The organism is Halonotius terrestris (assembly GCF_006861665.1).
GTDB lineage: Archaea > Halobacteriota > Halobacteria > Halobacteriales > Haloferacaceae > Halonotius > Halonotius terrestris.
In genome coordinates, this window is the sequence record NZ_RKLU01000011.1 from 17,736 (window position 1) to 31,321 (window position 13,586).

The 13,586-nt window shown below is 66.4% G+C and carries 20 protein-coding genes; 15 read left to right on the forward strand and 5 right to left on the reverse strand.

Features of this window, described 5'->3' with window-relative positions; translation table 11 throughout:
* The first annotated feature begins 42 nt into the window (after positions 1-42).
* The 9 genes from EGH24_RS13855 (at position 43) to EGH24_RS13895 (ending at position 10,113) form a co-directional block, all read left to right on the forward strand.
* A complete protein-coding gene (locus tag EGH24_RS13855; RefSeq protein ID WP_142980726.1) occupies positions 43-4,056 on the forward strand; it encodes a hypothetical protein in 4,014 nt (1,337 codons plus the stop codon).
* Entirely contained in the window at positions 4,056-4,301 is a 246-nt protein-coding gene (locus EGH24_RS13860; RefSeq protein ID WP_142980727.1) for a hypothetical protein, read from the forward strand. The genes EGH24_RS13855 and EGH24_RS13860 overlap by 1 nt, the downstream gene beginning before the upstream one ends.
* 48 nt (positions 4,302-4,349) lie before the next feature.
* A complete protein-coding gene (locus tag EGH24_RS13865) occupies positions 4,350-4,622 on the forward strand; it encodes a hypothetical protein (protein ID WP_142980728.1) in 273 nt (90 codons plus the stop codon).
* Positions 4,623-4,682: 60 nt separating this feature from the next.
* Positions 4,683-6,725: an MHS family MFS transporter gene (locus EGH24_RS13870; protein WP_142980729.1), complete on the forward strand. Its 2,043-nt coding sequence runs from the start codon at positions 4,683-4,685 to the stop codon at positions 6,723-6,725.
* A 42-nt stretch (positions 6,726-6,767) separates the two neighbouring features.
* Complete coding sequence (locus EGH24_RS13875; protein ID WP_142980730.1) at positions 6,768-7,142, forward strand: hypothetical protein; 375 nt, start codon at positions 6,768-6,770, stop codon at positions 7,140-7,142.
* Positions 7,139-7,474, forward strand: coding sequence for a hypothetical protein (locus EGH24_RS13880; RefSeq protein WP_142980731.1), 336 nt, complete (start codon positions 7,139-7,141; stop codon positions 7,472-7,474). Before EGH24_RS13875 ends, EGH24_RS13880 begins: the two co-directional genes overlap by 4 nt.
* Positions 7,475-7,531: 57 nt before the next feature.
* A complete protein-coding gene (locus EGH24_RS13885) occupies positions 7,532-8,908 on the forward strand; it encodes a Vgb family protein (protein WP_142980732.1) in 1,377 nt (458 codons plus the stop codon).
* Positions 8,909-9,040: 132 nt separating this feature from the next.
* Entirely contained in the window at positions 9,041-9,613 is a 573-nt protein-coding gene (locus tag EGH24_RS13890) for a hypothetical protein (protein WP_142980733.1), read from the forward strand.
* Positions 9,614-9,756: 143 nt separating this feature from the next.
* Positions 9,757-10,113 carry a hypothetical protein gene (locus EGH24_RS13895; RefSeq protein ID WP_142980734.1) on the forward strand — a complete coding sequence of 119 codons (357 nt, stop codon included), beginning with the start codon at positions 9,757-9,759 and terminating at the stop codon, positions 10,111-10,113.
* Between the two features lie 243 nt (positions 10,114-10,356).
* Here the strand turns inward: EGH24_RS13895 and EGH24_RS13900 are convergent, their stop codons facing one another.
* Genes EGH24_RS13900 through EGH24_RS13915 form a run of 4 tightly spaced genes read right to left on the reverse strand, consistent with a single transcriptional unit; the run spans position 10,357 to position 11,219 of the window.
* A complete protein-coding gene (locus EGH24_RS13900; protein ID WP_142980735.1) occupies positions 10,357-10,545 on the reverse strand; it encodes a hypothetical protein in 189 nt (62 codons plus the stop codon).
* Positions 10,542-10,814 carry a hypothetical protein gene (locus EGH24_RS13905; protein WP_142980736.1) on the reverse strand — a complete coding sequence of 91 codons (273 nt, stop codon included), beginning with the start codon at positions 10,812-10,814 and terminating at the stop codon, positions 10,542-10,544. Before EGH24_RS13905 ends, EGH24_RS13900 begins: the two co-directional genes overlap by 4 nt.
* Positions 10,815-11,024, reverse strand: coding sequence for a hypothetical protein (locus tag EGH24_RS13910; protein WP_142980737.1), 210 nt, complete (start codon positions 11,022-11,024; stop codon positions 10,815-10,817).
* Complete coding sequence (locus EGH24_RS13915) at positions 11,025-11,219, reverse strand: hypothetical protein (RefSeq protein ID WP_142980738.1); 195 nt, start codon at positions 11,217-11,219, stop codon at positions 11,025-11,027.
* Positions 11,220-11,394: 175 nt separating this feature from the next.
* Here EGH24_RS13915 and EGH24_RS13920 point away from each other — a divergent pair, with 175 nt between their 5' ends.
* Positions 11,395-11,619, forward strand: a complete 225-nt coding sequence (locus tag EGH24_RS13920; protein ID WP_142980739.1) for a hypothetical protein — start codon at positions 11,395-11,397, stop codon at positions 11,617-11,619.
* On the opposite strand, the gene EGH24_RS13925 is transcribed toward EGH24_RS13920, so the two are convergent.
* Positions 11,568-11,828: a MarR family transcriptional regulator gene (locus EGH24_RS13925; RefSeq protein ID WP_142980740.1), complete on the reverse strand. Its 261-nt coding sequence runs from the start codon at positions 11,826-11,828 to the stop codon at positions 11,568-11,570. The two genes, EGH24_RS13920 and EGH24_RS13925, sit on opposite strands and share 52 nt — an antisense overlap.
* Before the next feature lie 121 nt (positions 11,829-11,949).
* Between EGH24_RS13925 and EGH24_RS13930 the strand changes: the two genes are divergently transcribed.
* The 5 genes from EGH24_RS13930 to EGH24_RS13950 all read left to right on the forward strand — a co-directional run bounded on the left by EGH24_RS13930 (position 11,950) and on the right by EGH24_RS13950 (position 13,410).
* The gene (locus EGH24_RS13930) at positions 11,950-12,366 is read left to right on the forward strand and encodes a hypothetical protein (protein ID WP_142980741.1); all 417 of its coding nucleotides are present in this window, start codon (positions 11,950-11,952) and stop codon (positions 12,364-12,366) included.
* Complete coding sequence (locus EGH24_RS13935; protein WP_142980742.1) at positions 12,363-12,635, forward strand: DUF7123 family protein; 273 nt, start codon at positions 12,363-12,365, stop codon at positions 12,633-12,635. Before EGH24_RS13930 ends, EGH24_RS13935 begins: the two co-directional genes overlap by 4 nt.
* A complete protein-coding gene (locus tag EGH24_RS13940) occupies positions 12,632-12,847 on the forward strand; it encodes a hypothetical protein (RefSeq protein ID WP_142980743.1) in 216 nt (71 codons plus the stop codon). Before EGH24_RS13935 ends, EGH24_RS13940 begins: the two co-directional genes overlap by 4 nt.
* Positions 12,848-12,941: 94 nt before the next feature.
* The gene (locus EGH24_RS13945; RefSeq protein WP_142980744.1) at positions 12,942-13,205 is read left to right on the forward strand and encodes a hypothetical protein; all 264 of its coding nucleotides are present in this window, start codon (positions 12,942-12,944) and stop codon (positions 13,203-13,205) included.
* On the forward strand, positions 13,198-13,410 hold the full coding sequence (locus EGH24_RS13950; RefSeq protein WP_142980745.1) for a hypothetical protein: 213 nt from the start codon (positions 13,198-13,200) through the stop codon (positions 13,408-13,410). The genes EGH24_RS13945 and EGH24_RS13950 overlap by 8 nt, the downstream gene beginning before the upstream one ends.
* Positions 13,411-13,586: the final 176 nt, after the last annotated feature.

A 13,586-nucleotide genomic window follows, 5' to 3' on the forward strand; every position in this document is an offset into this window, starting at 1 on the left:
GCGACACGTACTATTTTGATGCAGTGGGCCACACTGTGACACATGAGCCCGCGGAGCAACACGCGCTTCTCGAATACCGGCGGTGGTGGTGGCGACAGCACGGACAGCACCACCGACGACGGCAGCGACGACACCACCACACAAACACGCGAGGAGCGACGGCGCGAGGAGACGGTGACGGACACGTCGAGCACCGACACCACCGCGACGGCAGACACGACGGACAGCGGCACTGCGGACACCGGGTCTGGGGGTGCTGGGGGTGGGGGTAGCGTCGCCAATACCAGTGTGCAGACGACCCGAACCACGACGGCCACCGGCAACCGGATGGGCAACATCAATCGGCTGTTCGGCGGGTCGCCACCGACCACCGACACCGACCCGACACCGGAGCCAGCCGACGACCGAAACGGCGGCGGCCGCACCACAGCCCGCGACACGACGACCGAGACGAACCCGACCGCGCAGCCAGCGCGTGGCCGCGACTTCACGCCGAGCGCGCCGGAGCCGGCCGACGACCGCGCGGGTGGCGGGCGAACGACCGCCGCGGACACGGACGCGGGCATTGACCCACAGCCGGAGCCGGCAGACGACCGTGCGGGCGGCGGGCGGACGACTCCGACCGAGCCGGAGCCCGCCGAGGCGAGCACGCCAACGAGTAGCGAGCAGCGACAGGCCGAATTTGCTGACGAGGTGGTTGGCACGGTTAACCAGCGCGTGAGCCAGCAGCGCGACACGGCGGCCGAGAACGCAGACCGTGTGGCGTCCGACCGGCAGGCCGCCCGGCTGAACACGCAACTGAGCGCGCGCCGTGAGGCGGCCGCCGAAGATGCGTTTCGCGAACAGCTCGAACGCGAGGCGCGTCGCGAGCGCGATCTGGAGGACGCCACGCAGTTTGCAGGGACCGCAAGCGCACTCGACGAGCGGCGGCTGGAGCAGGACCTGGAGGATACTGTTGCGGGCGCGAGTGCTGCCGACCCTGGCGTGGGCGACGTGGTGGCATCGCTGGAATCACAGCCGTTCGTGTCAATCGAACGCGGCGGCACGACCTCGGAGTTCACGCGCAACGCACTCGCGGGTGCAATCGACTCGGTGTATGCCAACCCAGACCAGGCACTCGTGACACAAGCCCTTGAGTTCGGCACCGGGACAGACTTCGACGTAACCGACCGCACTGGCGGGATCGAAGTCGCCGGGGCGAGCGTGAGTGGGCTCTCGTTCGTGCGCAACCCATTCCAACAAGGACCGACGCTCGGCGTGGAGTTCGCAGACAGTGGCCAGGGCACGCTCAACGAGGACATCGCCGAGTCGCTGACGGCCGGCCGTGGGCTGTTCGCGAGCGGCACGCGGACGGTGGCGCTTGACGATGACTTTGCGACACCGGACGCGAATCTCAACCGACTCACCGAAACCGAGATTCGCGAGCGCGTCGCAGCTGCCAACGAGGGCATCGAGCCGTCGGACGTGGATGTGTCGAAGCGGCAGGTCGGTGACGTGACGGATGTCGAGTTCAGCATCGACGCCGACGCGCAGGACCTCCGCGAACGCGTGGCAGCCGCGGAGGGCGTCGACCCGTCGGCGGTCGCGATTCGTGGCGACGAGGCCATCATCACCACCGACGCCGAGGGGACGTTTTTCGCACCGACGGAAGCCGAGCTCCGCAACCGAGCCGCACAGCGACAGGAGTTTTTCGGCGTCGGCGACGAGGCCGAGGCGCTTGTGGGCGACGTGGAGTTTGCCGGTATCGACTTCCAAGAGGTGGCAGGTGGCCTCGGCTCCGTGTCCGGCCAGCTCGCCGCGGCGCCACCGCAGGCGTTGCTCGCAGCTGACACGGCTACCGAAATTGGTGCGAACCTCCCCGGCACCGTAGAGGAGTTCGGCGCACAGGCGACGGGAGAAACGCTCGTCGAAGGCGCCGGCCGTGGCGTCGACGCGTTCGGCGCACAGATCGCCGAGAACCCCGAGCGGTTTGCCGGGCAGCTCGCGGGCGAGGTGGCCGCCGGTGTCGCCGGCGGGCTCGCACTCCAGCGCGCACCGGACGCGGCTCGGTCGGCGAGCGTGCGGGCGCGTGGTGGCGACGTGTTCGGTGAGGGCGAGCTGGCCGACCCACCGACGCGCACAGAGGGCAGCAACCTGCCAGGATTCACCGAAGCAGCGCAGGCCGACCCGCGAGCCGCACTGCGCGAGTTCCGCGAGCAGGCCGAAGGCAACCCGCTCGGCGGTGACGACGCGACCGCCTTCTCCGTTCGTGCGAGAGGAGATGTCGCGGAGTTCGGCGAGTTCGGGGCAGACTTTGAGGTACCCGAAGGCGCGTCGGAACTGCCAGGGCAGTTCTTCGCGGCCGACCTGTCGAACCTGCGACTCGGTGACGCCGACAGCAGTCTCAGTCCATCCATCGGCCTGCCGAACGTCAACGTCGGCCGGGCGCGCGCACTCGCCGAGCAGGACGTCGACCTGGGCATCGTGCCACCGGGCACGCGCGGCGAGGTGGCGGACTTCCTGCAGGAGCGGGCCGACCGCGGGCGGTCGTTCATCCGTGCCGGTGAGACAGGCCCGACACCGGAGCAGGAAGCCATCGCACCGCCGGGGTCGCGACTCCGCGAGGTGACACAGCGCCCGCTTGCGGAAGTGCGTGGCGCGCTGCCGAGCGGTGACGACACCGGCATCCGCGAGGTGTTCCCGCGGCCGCTCGCCGACGTGAACCGCATCGAAGGCAGCACGGACACCACGGTCGATGAGGTGTTCCCGCGGCCGCTCACACAAACGCAGTCGCTCGGTGAGCCGACCACCGGCCGCCGTGACGTGTTCGGAACGCCGCTGGCGCAGGACCTCGGCGAGACGCCGCTGTCGGTGCGGGCAGCCGGCGCGCTGCCGAGTGGTGACGACACCAGCATCCGTGAGGTGTTCCCGCGGTCGCCAGCCGGCGAGGCGTCCGTCGGTGGGCTGCTGCCGAGTGGTGACACCACCGGCCGCCGCGATGTGTTCGGCACGCCGCTGGCAGCCGACGTGGACGCGACGCCACTGTCGACACGGGCGGCGGGCCTGTTGCCGGACGCTAGCGAGCCGAGTACGATACGCGACGTGTTCCCGCGGGCACTCGCCGACGCGAACCGTATCGAGGGGAGCAGCGACACGACTATCGACGAGGTGTTTTCGCGCCAACTCAGCGGCGAGCGGGCGGCCGGCACCTTCGGCGTCCGCGTCGGCGGCGTCGACGTGCCCGGCACCGACCGCACGCTCGGTGGGAGTATCGTCCCCGGTCGGCTGACGCGGCGCGTCGACGACGCGGGCGAGCGGCAGGTGGCTGGTGAGATCGGCGACGCAGAGGTGCGCTCGCGCGATGACATCGCCGCCGAGACGACGCGTGCCATCCGCGAGACGCGCCGGCAGCGTGCCCGCGAGCCGGATGTGCCGGTGACACCGACCATCGGCAGTGGCGTGGCGACCGATAGCAGCGGCGTGAGCCGGTCCCAGCGGGCGCGCAGTGGCACGCGCCCCACGAGCAACCCATTCACGAGTAGCGGCGTGTCGAGCCCGTTCACGTCCGACAGCAGCACGCCATCGTCGCCGCCTGGCGAGAGCGGTGGCCCGACACCACCGGGTAGCTCGGGCGGGCCGCGCAGCACCGGCCCGTCGCGCAGCCCCGCCAGCAGTGGTGGCCCTGGCGGGCGGTCAGGGGGCATCGGGAGCGGTAGCAGTGGCGGCGTCGGTGGTGGCAGCAGTGGCGGTGGGTTCTTCGGTGGTGCTGGTGGCGGTGGCGGTGGCAACCCATTCATCCCCGGCACCGGATTCGGCAGTGGCGGTGGCGGGCCGCAGCGACCGCTCGCCGGCACCGACCGCACCGACAGCGACGACGAGCCTGAGTTTGACATCACGCCAGAGGGCCAGCGGTTCGCCAACCCGGTCGCGTCGGGCAGCGAGTTCCTGTTTGGCGGCGGGGCGCTCGACTTCGGCCTCGGCACGAGCGCCGGGACGAACACGCAGCCGTCGGCCGACACCGACGCCGTGTTCGGTGACGGTGGCCCGTTCGGTGACTTCCTCGGAGGTGAGCGGTGATGGCGCGCTCGGCCGCCTACGTCATCACCATCGTCGCGGCGCTCATGTTCATCGTCGGCGTGCTCGTGTTGACGGTGACGGACCCCGTGCTGCAGACGCTGTTCGACTCGGCGCTGTGGAGCAGCTCGACCCAGCAGGGCAGCGACCTGCTCCGGTGGCAGAAAGCCGTGTGGGGCTTCATCGGGACGGCCATCCTCATCGCGATTACGCTCGAAGTGTGGATCGTGACGCGGCAGCCGCAGTAGGCTGGACTGCCCCAAACCGCTTTGTGCCAGCGCGCCACACTGTGGCACATGGCCGGCGTCGATTCCGTCATCCGCGTCGTGGCAGCGCCCGTCGTGTTGCTCGTGATTATTTTCGTCTCGTGGGTCGGCGTGACGCTGTACGACCCCATCAGCGCCGCGATTGACGGGCCGCCCGCGTCGCTCGGCTGGGGCGACCCGCGCATCTATTTCTTCATGGCGCTGGGGCTCGTCTCGCTGTCGCTCATCGTCATCGTGTGGCTGTGGGTGTCACCGATTCGGCGCGACGTGCGGCAGGACATCGACCGCGGCGGCCCCTTTTGAGCCGTGTCGATGCGGCACAGTGTGACACAGAATTAAGAGGCGCGCCACACAAGCCCGCGTATGGACGCGTGGCGTCGCCGCGGGCTGTTCGTCGTCGGCTTTCTTGTGGGTATCGTACTGATGGGTGCCGCCATCGGCGTGATGGTCACACTCGACAACAGCGCGCCGGTGCAGGAGGGCGTCACGCTCCGCTCGCCGTCGGGGACGAACGTCACGCTGTACGGCAGCACGAACGTCTCGCTCTCGGACCCGTTCCCGAACGGCTCGACGAGTTCCTCGCAGTTCGCCGACCGCGCCGTGAACCTCACCACCGAGTCGGGGAACATCACGCTCGCGTCGGACGCCGACGTTGATGCGCGCGTGCATACGCAGAACCTCACCGGGACCTGGACAAACGTCACGCACATCACCGCCGGCTCGAACACGCTGGAGGTGTACCCCGAATCGAAACAGCGCGTCGACGTGAAGGGCGACGCCGACCGGCTCGGCATCCGCAGCGTGCAGCTCGACGACGGCACGACGGACCTGTACGTGGAGGGGCCGAACAACGGCGTCGCTACCATCACCGTCTACGACCTGCCGGCGAGCACTACCGTCGCGGCGGTCGACCCCGGCAGCGGCGCGTTCCTGGCCAGCGGCACGACGGACGCGAACGGCAACCTGACGCTGGACATCGGGCTGTCGGGGCACGCCATCCAGCTGCAGACGGTCGACGACGACCCGCCGGTGCTGTCGAACCCCGAGCCGACGGGTGCCGTGTCGGACTCGCCGGACGAACTGCGCGTGGACGTGTCCGACCCCGACTTCGCCGACGACGCTGACGAAGTGCAGGTGACGTTCTACCTGCAGGGCTCGCAGATCGGCCAGACGAACGTCACGACGAACGGCACCGTCACCGCCTCGGTTAACCAGAACTTCGACCTCGGCGAGCAGGTGAAATGGAACGTCTCGGCGGTCGACAGCTACGGGAACACGGACGCCCGAAACGAGTCGTTCCAGATGCCCGAAAACATCACGCTGCGCAACGAGTCGAACGCCTCCCAAATTATTACGGATAAGAATATCACGGCGACGTTCTACTCCGAGAACGGCGAGATTGTCACCGTCAAATCAGACAGCAACGGCGACGGGAACATCTCACTCAAGGGGCTGCCCGACACCGCCTTTGTCGTCACGTTCGACGGGCAGGGATGGTATGACCGCCGCGCATACGTCGACAGGATCGGCGAGCAACAGAACATCTACCTGCTCAACTCATCGGTGTACGAGGTGGACAACGAGACAGCCATCGAAACGACGTTCGTCTACGAGGACCGCACGAGTGAGTTCCCGCCCGATAACACGACGCTGGAGGTTGAGCGGGCGGTCGACCCCGACGGCGACGGCAACTACTCGTGGGCAGTCGTCGCCGGTGACTTTTGGGGTGCCGCAGCGGAGTTCCCCTTCACCGGGCAGTACCAGGAACGCTACCGGCTGCGCGTGACGAATCGCAACACCGGCGAGTCGCGGCTGCTCGGCACGCACATTCCCGTCGCGTCCGGCGTCAAGGAGATTATCGTCGGCCGGATTATCTTCGAGGCCGAGAACGCGACCGGGCGCACGTTCGATGCGGGCATCAACGAGAACACGTCGAACCTGCAGATTCTGTATTCGGACCCGACGAACCAAACCGAGGAAGTCACCATCGTCGTCCACGAGCAGGGGAACGCGTCGAACGAGGTGTTTAACAGCACATTCACCGACCTCGGCACGGAGACCATCGTGGTGTCGCTGAACGACTCGCAAAGCCAGCAAAATTGGCTCGTCAGCTACGACGGCACGCACAGTCGGGATGGGCAAATCTACGGCCAGCGGCCGGTCGGCATCGGCGGGCTGGCGCTGCTTATCGCGCCCGACATCCTCGGCGTGTTCGGCTTCCTGATGGTGACGTTCGCGGGCGCGCTGTACGGGCCGCGGACGGCGCTGCTCGGCGCGTGGGCGATGGTGTTCATGGCCGCCGGGCTGCAGTTCCTCGGCTTGCTGCAGGTTGGGGGTGTCGCGCTGACGGTTATGATTATCGTGGCCGTCGGCGGCACCTTCTACAAGGAAGCGATGCCGAGCTAAACGAGCGGTAGCTTTTCGTGCCACCGCGCCACAGTGTGGCACATGGCGAAAGGGATTGTCGCCTTTTTCTCCGTCGTAGCTTTGATTCTCGCGATCTCGATGCTGTCGGGCATCGGCTTCTATCAGACGCTGCAGGTCGAATACGACAGCGGCGCGGACGCCGACGTGCAGGCCGCCGCGGACGCGATGGTCGGCCAGGAGGCGACCGACCAAAGCAGCGACTCCGTGCTGCAGGACTTCACGACGAGCGCGGGCCGCACGCTGGCGACCGGCTGGCAGGTCATCGCGAACCTGGGCGGTATTTTGAAGTTGCTCTTTGGCGTGCCGGACGTGCTCGCGACAACCATCCAGACGTTTTTCCAGATGGTGTTCGGCGTGAGCTTCGCCGCGTTCATCCGCGGGGTGGTGCTACAATGACCCTCGTGCCGCTGCAGGGCTCATTCGAGTGTTCGCGGCCGTTCTACGAGCTCATGGCCGACGGCCAGCTGTTCGACTGGCTCGCCTGCCCCTACGCCATCGGCGGACTCGGCATCACGGGCGTCGGGTTGTTCGTGCTGTTTACCGGCTTTATCGGGTTGCGGAATTGGTCGGAGTCGTGGGTGCTGCCGGTGACGTGGCTCGCGCTCATGACACCCGCGATGGCCGCGACGCTGCTGCCCGGCGCGCTGCTCCGGCGCGTCGCCGGTGTGATTACGGTCGCCGTGGCGATGCTGCTGCTCGGTATCTATTGGTGGTGGGGCCGCTCCTGACAGCGCGCCCCACTGTGCCCCGGTGCGTTGAAGTGTGATGCGGTGGAACACAGTGGCATGGCAGCTGACCTGAGCGAGGCGGAGCTCGACGCGCTTGCCGCGCGGGTCGCCGCGCGGCTGGATGGCGCCGACGCCGAGGTGGGCGACGGCATCAGTCGCCGCGAGTGGCTGGCGCTGCTGTCCGGTGGTGCCGCCGGGGCGGCCGCGTTGGGTGGCGGCGCGGCCGCGACCGGCATGGCGAGTGCGGATGCGAGCACGTCGGATAGTGACGGGGACGTTGGAGCGCCCGGAGATCGCGTGGACGTCTTTGCCGACGGCGTGGATGCGCTATCGGTAGAAGCAGACAAGCAAACTATCAACCATAAACTCCCCGAACTGTCGAATATCGGAGGCGATAGACAAGCGACGGTGGACGCGTTGCAGATGACCTATCGGAACGAACGCGCCTACGCACCGATTTATGCGAACGGCGATACACACGGCGAGGGTGGTCTCGCATTTCTGGGGAGTGTTACCCTCCCGGACGGCCGCGTCGTGTTTGCGCCATACGGCAGCAGCAACGTCGGCATTTACGACCCCGTAGATGATACGTACACCAGCGGCCCCGCACACGGCGAAGGTGGGTCTGCGTTTCGCGGTGCGACGCTTGCGCCCGACGGCCGTGTGATTTTTGCCCCGCTTTCAAGTGCAAACGTCGGTATTTACGACCCCGAGACGAACACCTACACCAGCGGGCCAGCACACAACCAAGGTAACAACCCATTCAACGGCGCGACCACAGTGCCCGACGGCCGTGTCGTCTTTGCACCATACGACGGCGATAATGTCGGGATTTTCGACCCGAGTGACGACAGTTTCACCGCCGGCCCAGCACACGGCGAAGGCGATAACGCGTACCACGCAATCCAACTTATCCCCGATGGCCGCGTCGTCTTTGCGCCCGATGACAGCAATTACATCGGCTTGTTCGATCCGAGTAATGACTCCTACTCCCGTGGCGATGCGCACAATACCGGCTCGACAAACCTGTTTCTCGGGACGTGTCTCGATCCAAACGGGCGCGTGATAATGGCCCCGTATCAGTACGAGAACATCGGCATCTACGATCCCGAGACAGACACCTACACCGACGGGCCAGCACACGGCGAGACGCAAACGTCGTTCCGCGGCTGTGTGCTTGCCGGCGACGGGCGGGTGTATCTGACGCCATACGATAGCGCGAACGTCGGGGTATTCGACCCGAGTGATGACTCGTACACGAGTGGCCCCGCACATGGACAGGGTGCGGCTGCGTTCAACGCCGGTGCAATCGTCCCCGATGGTCGTGTGATTTTTGCGCCCTTTGAATCCGGCAGCGTTGGCGTGTTCGACCCAACGACGGCGCCGACGTTGGGGCGGCAAGCTGCAATTCACGCCTTCGCAAACAGCTCGTAGATACGGCAGTTTATTCTATCACAATCTGAACGATTCACATACCTGCTTTAGTTTCACTTTCACTCCGCACTTGGCCACACTTCATCCCACTGCAACCCGTAGCCATGGCTGTCCCGAGAGGGGCACGCCACCATGCGACGACGCACACTGCTTGCCGCTGGCGTGAGCGGCGCGGCCGGCCTGGTTGCCGGCCCGCTGCTCGCCAGCGAGCAGGCCACGGCAGATGCAGCAGTCTCGCTCGGCACGCTCGACGTGCGGGGTGCCGAAACAACAACCGCCGACGGCACCGTCAGCGACGTGACGGCCCGCGTCAGCGCGGCGTGGAAGTACGACCTCCCGGCCGGCTCGGACCCCGACAGCTGGCAGTTGCGGCTGCTCGTCAGCGACGGCGACGCGACCGCGACGCTGGACAGCGCCACGGGTGACGCGAAGTACCTCAGCGCCTCGGGTGAGGCCGACCTGGCGGGCTCGCTGCTCGCGACGGACGTGTTCAGCGCCGAGGTGTTCGCGGCGCCCGACGCCGGACAGACGCGTGAGGTGCCGGTCGGGCTGGGGCTCGGTTTCAAGGTGACGAGTCCCGACGATCGCGTGCTCGCCGCCGCATCCCATACGGACACCGCGACGGTTGCAATTACCCACGACAGCTACGACGCGACGCTGCACGGCAGCGCGGGCGGCAGCGGCTCGCTCACCGTCTCAGAATAGCCACGCAGCCCACTCGTTTTTTCTTGCGCCACTGCGTAGCGCCAGCTGCGACGCGGTGACTCGCTAACGCATGGTGGCGTGGCCCCGCCGCGTCGCGGCCCACTGCGGTACATCTATCCTCGTGGCGGCGTTGGGGCCGACGTATGCCAGCAATCGTCGATGCCAGCGACATCGCACCGAAGTCACACGTCCCCGACGAACACCGGACGCCCGCCCGCGATGAGGTGGCGCAGTTCATCGAAGAGGAGATTCTCGCCGCGGATGCGTGGCCCGTGTCGATGGTCGAGCTCGCCGAGCGCACGGGGTACTCGCGCAGCCATGTGACGACGACGCTCGAAAACTACTTCGAGCCGGTGAGCGGCCCCGACCGCCGCGTGGAGTATGCGCCGTCGCTCGACTGCAAGATCGAACTGCCCGACGGCCTGGCGACCGACAGCGAACGCGAGGCGTATGTCCGCGGCTGGGTGCAGGGGTGGCACCGGGCGCACGGTAGCGAGTAACCGCGACAGCAGCAGGTCTCGCCGATAGTTTTTTGTGAGCATCATAACAACGGCAAGAATTGTATGGGAATACGGAAACGCGGAAGCGAAGGGCTGAATTTTTTTTTTTTTTGCCAGGAGCGTGGGGCTGACTATGGGCCGTCAATCCATTTGCCGGCCGNNCGGCAAGAATTGTATGGGAATACGGAAACGCGGAAGCGAAGGGCTGAATTTTTTTTTTTTTTGCCAGGAGCGTGGGGCTGACTATGGGCCGTCAATCCATTTGCCGGCCGGCTGTGGACGCTCGCGCTCGCCGTCGCGACGTTTGCGTGCGAGCTCGGAGTCACACTCCGCGAGTGCCGACAGGAGGTGCTCGCGCGCGTAGTTGTCGACGGTGCCGCCGTCGAGCGCGTCCTCGATGCGGTCGGCCACAAAGTCGGTGTCGGGCTTCATCGGTCGGCCTCCAGCACGACACCGGCGGTGCCGTCATCGAACAGCGAGACCTCCGTGATTCGGTAGCCATCCGGGGCGGTGAAGTTCATCACCTGCTCGCGAAGCCACACGACCGTCGTGTCGCCGACGCCCTCCTCGATCTTGTCGATCTCGGGCCGGCCGCGGTCGAACGCCGCGGCGACGCGACGCGTATCCGTCTCGGTGTCGATGTGCGACCACAGTTCGACGGCGTAGCTGTTGACCGTCGTGGTTCGCGTGGTCGGTGCCATCTACACCACCTCCTCCAGCACGTCTTGCTCAAGCAGTTCGCTCACCGAGACCGAATCGTCCAGATCGGTCGGTTCGCAGGAGTAGTCGCACGCCGGGCACGCCCACGAGTAGACGCCGGCAGCCGAGTCGCCGTGAACGTGGCCGGCGACCAGATGCTCGCAGCTCGGACACTCCGCGATCTCCGTCCCGTAGAAGCCGCTGTTCTCCATCTACGCCACCTCCACCTGCCGCCGGAGCGTGTCGGTCGTCGCCTGCCGCACCGCGCTCCACGCGTCGAAGTCGATGAGGAGCTCGTCGTCCGCGTAGTCGATGGCGAGATCGACGCAGACGAGCGGCGCGTCGGTCGGGGTCGGTGCAATCGGTCGGACGGACGTTTTATCGTCCGTGGCATCGTGTTTCGACATGGTCAGTCGGTTGACCCACCGGCCCGCCTGCACCAACAGGCGGGCGCGATTTCTCGCGTGATATCAGCGCCCGGAGCGGCCGGTGTGTCTACCTTTTCCTATTGTCCAAGCCACCATAAACCTTTTCCAATAGACAAGCAAAGGCCAACACAGAATGAGCAGAGGTGTTCGCAGCGTGGACGATGACGAGCTGCTCGCGGTGTTCCGCGAGTCGCCCGATCCGGCGCTGTTCGTCAAGGAAGTGGCCGCAGAAGTCGAGTACACACGCCAGGGCGTCAAAAATCGGCTGGACACGCTCGCCGATGAGGGCGAGCTGGTGAAGAAGAAGGGCGGCAGGCGAAGCGCCGTCTACTGGTTGGCGTCGGATGCGTCGTCGGCCAAACGCCGTTCACCCTCATAGGTCAACCAATAGATGCGACTGCGCTCGCCCGGTTTTTTCGTCCGGAGATAGCCCTTCTCGACGAGGTCCGCACACCGAGAGTAAACCGTTTGCCGGGTTGTATCGAGTGCGTCGGCGATTTCTTGGGCAAACAGCACCGGGTCGGGAGACGCCTGAAATACCGCTAAGATTTCCCCGTCGCTATGTTTTGGGTCAGGGCCCCTTGTCATTACAGGCTGATTCGGCAGCCGGATGTATCAAACCCGCGAGTCGTTTTCTTTACCTATAGGAAAGAAATAAGTGCCTACCATTAGGAAAGGGTACACATGACACTCGCTGGCGACCATACGCGTGCGTTCAGACAGCGTCAGGGAGTGTCGCGTCGCCGCCGCGCGCCGTCACTGCTTGGTACAGCGACGGGCGGCGACCGTGGCCGTCGTCGGCACCCCCGACAGGCGATTGCTGGCGCTGTCGCTGGCGTGGGGGCTGCGGTTCGAGTCCGCAGACGGCTCTCGCTCACGAACAGACGCCACAAGTGCGTCCCACGGCGGCCCGCTGCCGCCGCGTGAGCACCGAAAAACCATGCGAACACACAACGACGAGCCGGAAAACAGTTTCGGCCCCGACCTGCCCGCGCCCGCAGCCGTCACCGACGACGGCTTCGCGCAGCGGCAGCTCGCACAGTATCGTGTCGGCGTCCGCGACGGCCTCGTGAGCGCTGCGCAGTATCAGGCCGCCGTCGCGCGCTACGAAGGTGGCGACCGATGAGTAGCGAACAGCCGCGCTGTGCCCGCGTCCGGGCGAAACAGCGCAACACGACGCGGCGCCGCCGGAAGATCGCCCGCTACCTCCTGGGCCGGCTGTCCGAGCCTGACGCGTCGCTGTATATCAAAGCGCGCGAGATCGCAGCCGATACGGGGTTTTCGTCGCGCGAGGTGGGCGATGCACTCGCGCAGCTTGAGGAAGCGCCCGCGCCCGTAACCGCGCGCAAGTTGACATCGAGCACGCCGACGACCTGGCAGGTGGTGCGCGAATGACGACGACGATCCATCTCGTCGAAGCTGACCGAATTCGGTACGACGAGAACGCGCTGCTTGCGGACAGTGCGATGCGCCTCGGTCCATTCGACAGCCGGCACGATGCTGTCGGCATCGCCGCGATTGCGGAGCGCATCTATCCGTACAGCTACGACGTTGAAACGTACACCTACGAGTACGAGTACGAACCAATGGAGGTGCCGGCAGAATGAGCTGCCGTGCTACCTGTCCGGTCTGCGGCCACTGCATGGCCCATGTCGGCAAGACGGACGCGCTGTACGGTGGCCACCACCCGACCGGCTTTCAGTGCCGGAATCCGCACTGCGCCGAGCAGCCTGGGGTGATTCGCGGATGACCGAGACCGCGACCTGCATGGCTGGCTGCGGCCGCGAGCGCCCCGTCGACGCGTTGGTGGTTCGCCGCGACCGCGACGCCCAGCCGCCCGCCCCGACGGTGCGCGTCTGCGAGGCGTGTGCCGAGCGCGGGCGGTATGTCGCCCCCGGCAGGCAGGAGCGAGAGAATATATATCAGCATACAGTTCATCCGCCGGAGGTGACCGCCGGTGACTGACACCGCCGACCGCGACGAGTTTCCCGTGCCGCCGCGGTTCGGGACGTGGCCGCAGGCGAACCGCGTTGACTATCTCGAGCTCAGTGTCACGCGCGCCGACCTGCTCGCGCTGTTGCGTGGCTTCCTCGGCGTCGACCGCTCCGGCGAGCGCGTGAGCAAACACGAGCTCGCACTCATCATCGATCTGTTGGAGGTGTGGCGATGAGCCGCGACCTGTCGCCCGGCGGACCTGTCAGGGCCAGCGCGATTCCCAGAGACTGTGGCGACTGTGCGACGAGTCCCCCGGTGTGTGGCTTGCCGCTATCGGGGGTTATCCCACAATTTATGGCGAACGCGGGTCGCCAGCGCGCCATAGACAGTCAAATAATCTCTCTTNTNNNA

Excerpts from the sequence above, each read along its gene's own strand:
- EGH24_RS13855 (WP_142980726.1), top strand. The coding sequence starts at position 43 with ATGAGCCCGCGGAGCAACACGCGCTTCTCGAATACCGGCGGTGGTGGT.
- EGH24_RS13860 (WP_142980727.1), top strand. The coding sequence starts at position 4,056 with ATGGCGCGCTCGGCCGCCTACGTCATCACCATCGTCGCGGCGCTCATG.
- EGH24_RS13865 (WP_142980728.1), top strand. The coding sequence starts at position 4,350 with ATGGCCGGCGTCGATTCCGTCATCCGCGTCGTGGCAGCGCCCGTCGTG.
- EGH24_RS13870 (WP_142980729.1), top strand. The coding sequence starts at position 4,683 with ATGGACGCGTGGCGTCGCCGCGGGCTGTTCGTCGTCGGCTTTCTTGTG.
- EGH24_RS13875 (WP_142980730.1), top strand. The coding sequence starts at position 6,768 with ATGGCGAAAGGGATTGTCGCCTTTTTCTCCGTCGTAGCTTTGATTCTC.
- EGH24_RS13880 (WP_142980731.1), top strand. The coding sequence starts at position 7,139 with ATGACCCTCGTGCCGCTGCAGGGCTCATTCGAGTGTTCGCGGCCGTTC.
- EGH24_RS13885 (WP_142980732.1), top strand. The coding sequence starts at position 7,532 with ATGGCAGCTGACCTGAGCGAGGCGGAGCTCGACGCGCTTGCCGCGCGG.
- EGH24_RS13890 (WP_142980733.1), top strand. The coding sequence starts at position 9,041 with ATGCGACGACGCACACTGCTTGCCGCTGGCGTGAGCGGCGCGGCCGGC.
- EGH24_RS13895 (WP_142980734.1), top strand. The coding sequence starts at position 9,757 with ATGCCAGCAATCGTCGATGCCAGCGACATCGCACCGAAGTCACACGTC.
- EGH24_RS13900 (WP_142980735.1), bottom strand. The coding sequence starts at position 10,545 with ATGAAGCCCGACACCGACTTTGTGGCCGACCGCATCGAGGACGCGCTC.
- EGH24_RS13905 (WP_142980736.1), bottom strand. The coding sequence starts at position 10,814 with ATGGCACCGACCACGCGAACCACGACGGTCAACAGCTACGCCGTCGAA.
- EGH24_RS13910 (WP_142980737.1), bottom strand. The coding sequence starts at position 11,024 with ATGGAGAACAGCGGCTTCTACGGGACGGAGATCGCGGAGTGTCCGAGC.
- EGH24_RS13915 (WP_142980738.1), bottom strand. The coding sequence starts at position 11,219 with ATGTCGAAACACGATGCCACGGACGATAAAACGTCCGTCCGACCGATT.
- EGH24_RS13925 (WP_142980740.1), bottom strand. The coding sequence starts at position 11,828 with ATGACAAGGGGCCCTGACCCAAAACATAGCGACGGGGAAATCTTAGCG.
- EGH24_RS13935 (WP_142980742.1), top strand. The coding sequence starts at position 12,363 with ATGAGTAGCGAACAGCCGCGCTGTGCCCGCGTCCGGGCGAAACAGCGC.
- EGH24_RS13940 (WP_142980743.1), top strand. The coding sequence starts at position 12,632 with ATGACGACGACGATCCATCTCGTCGAAGCTGACCGAATTCGGTACGAC.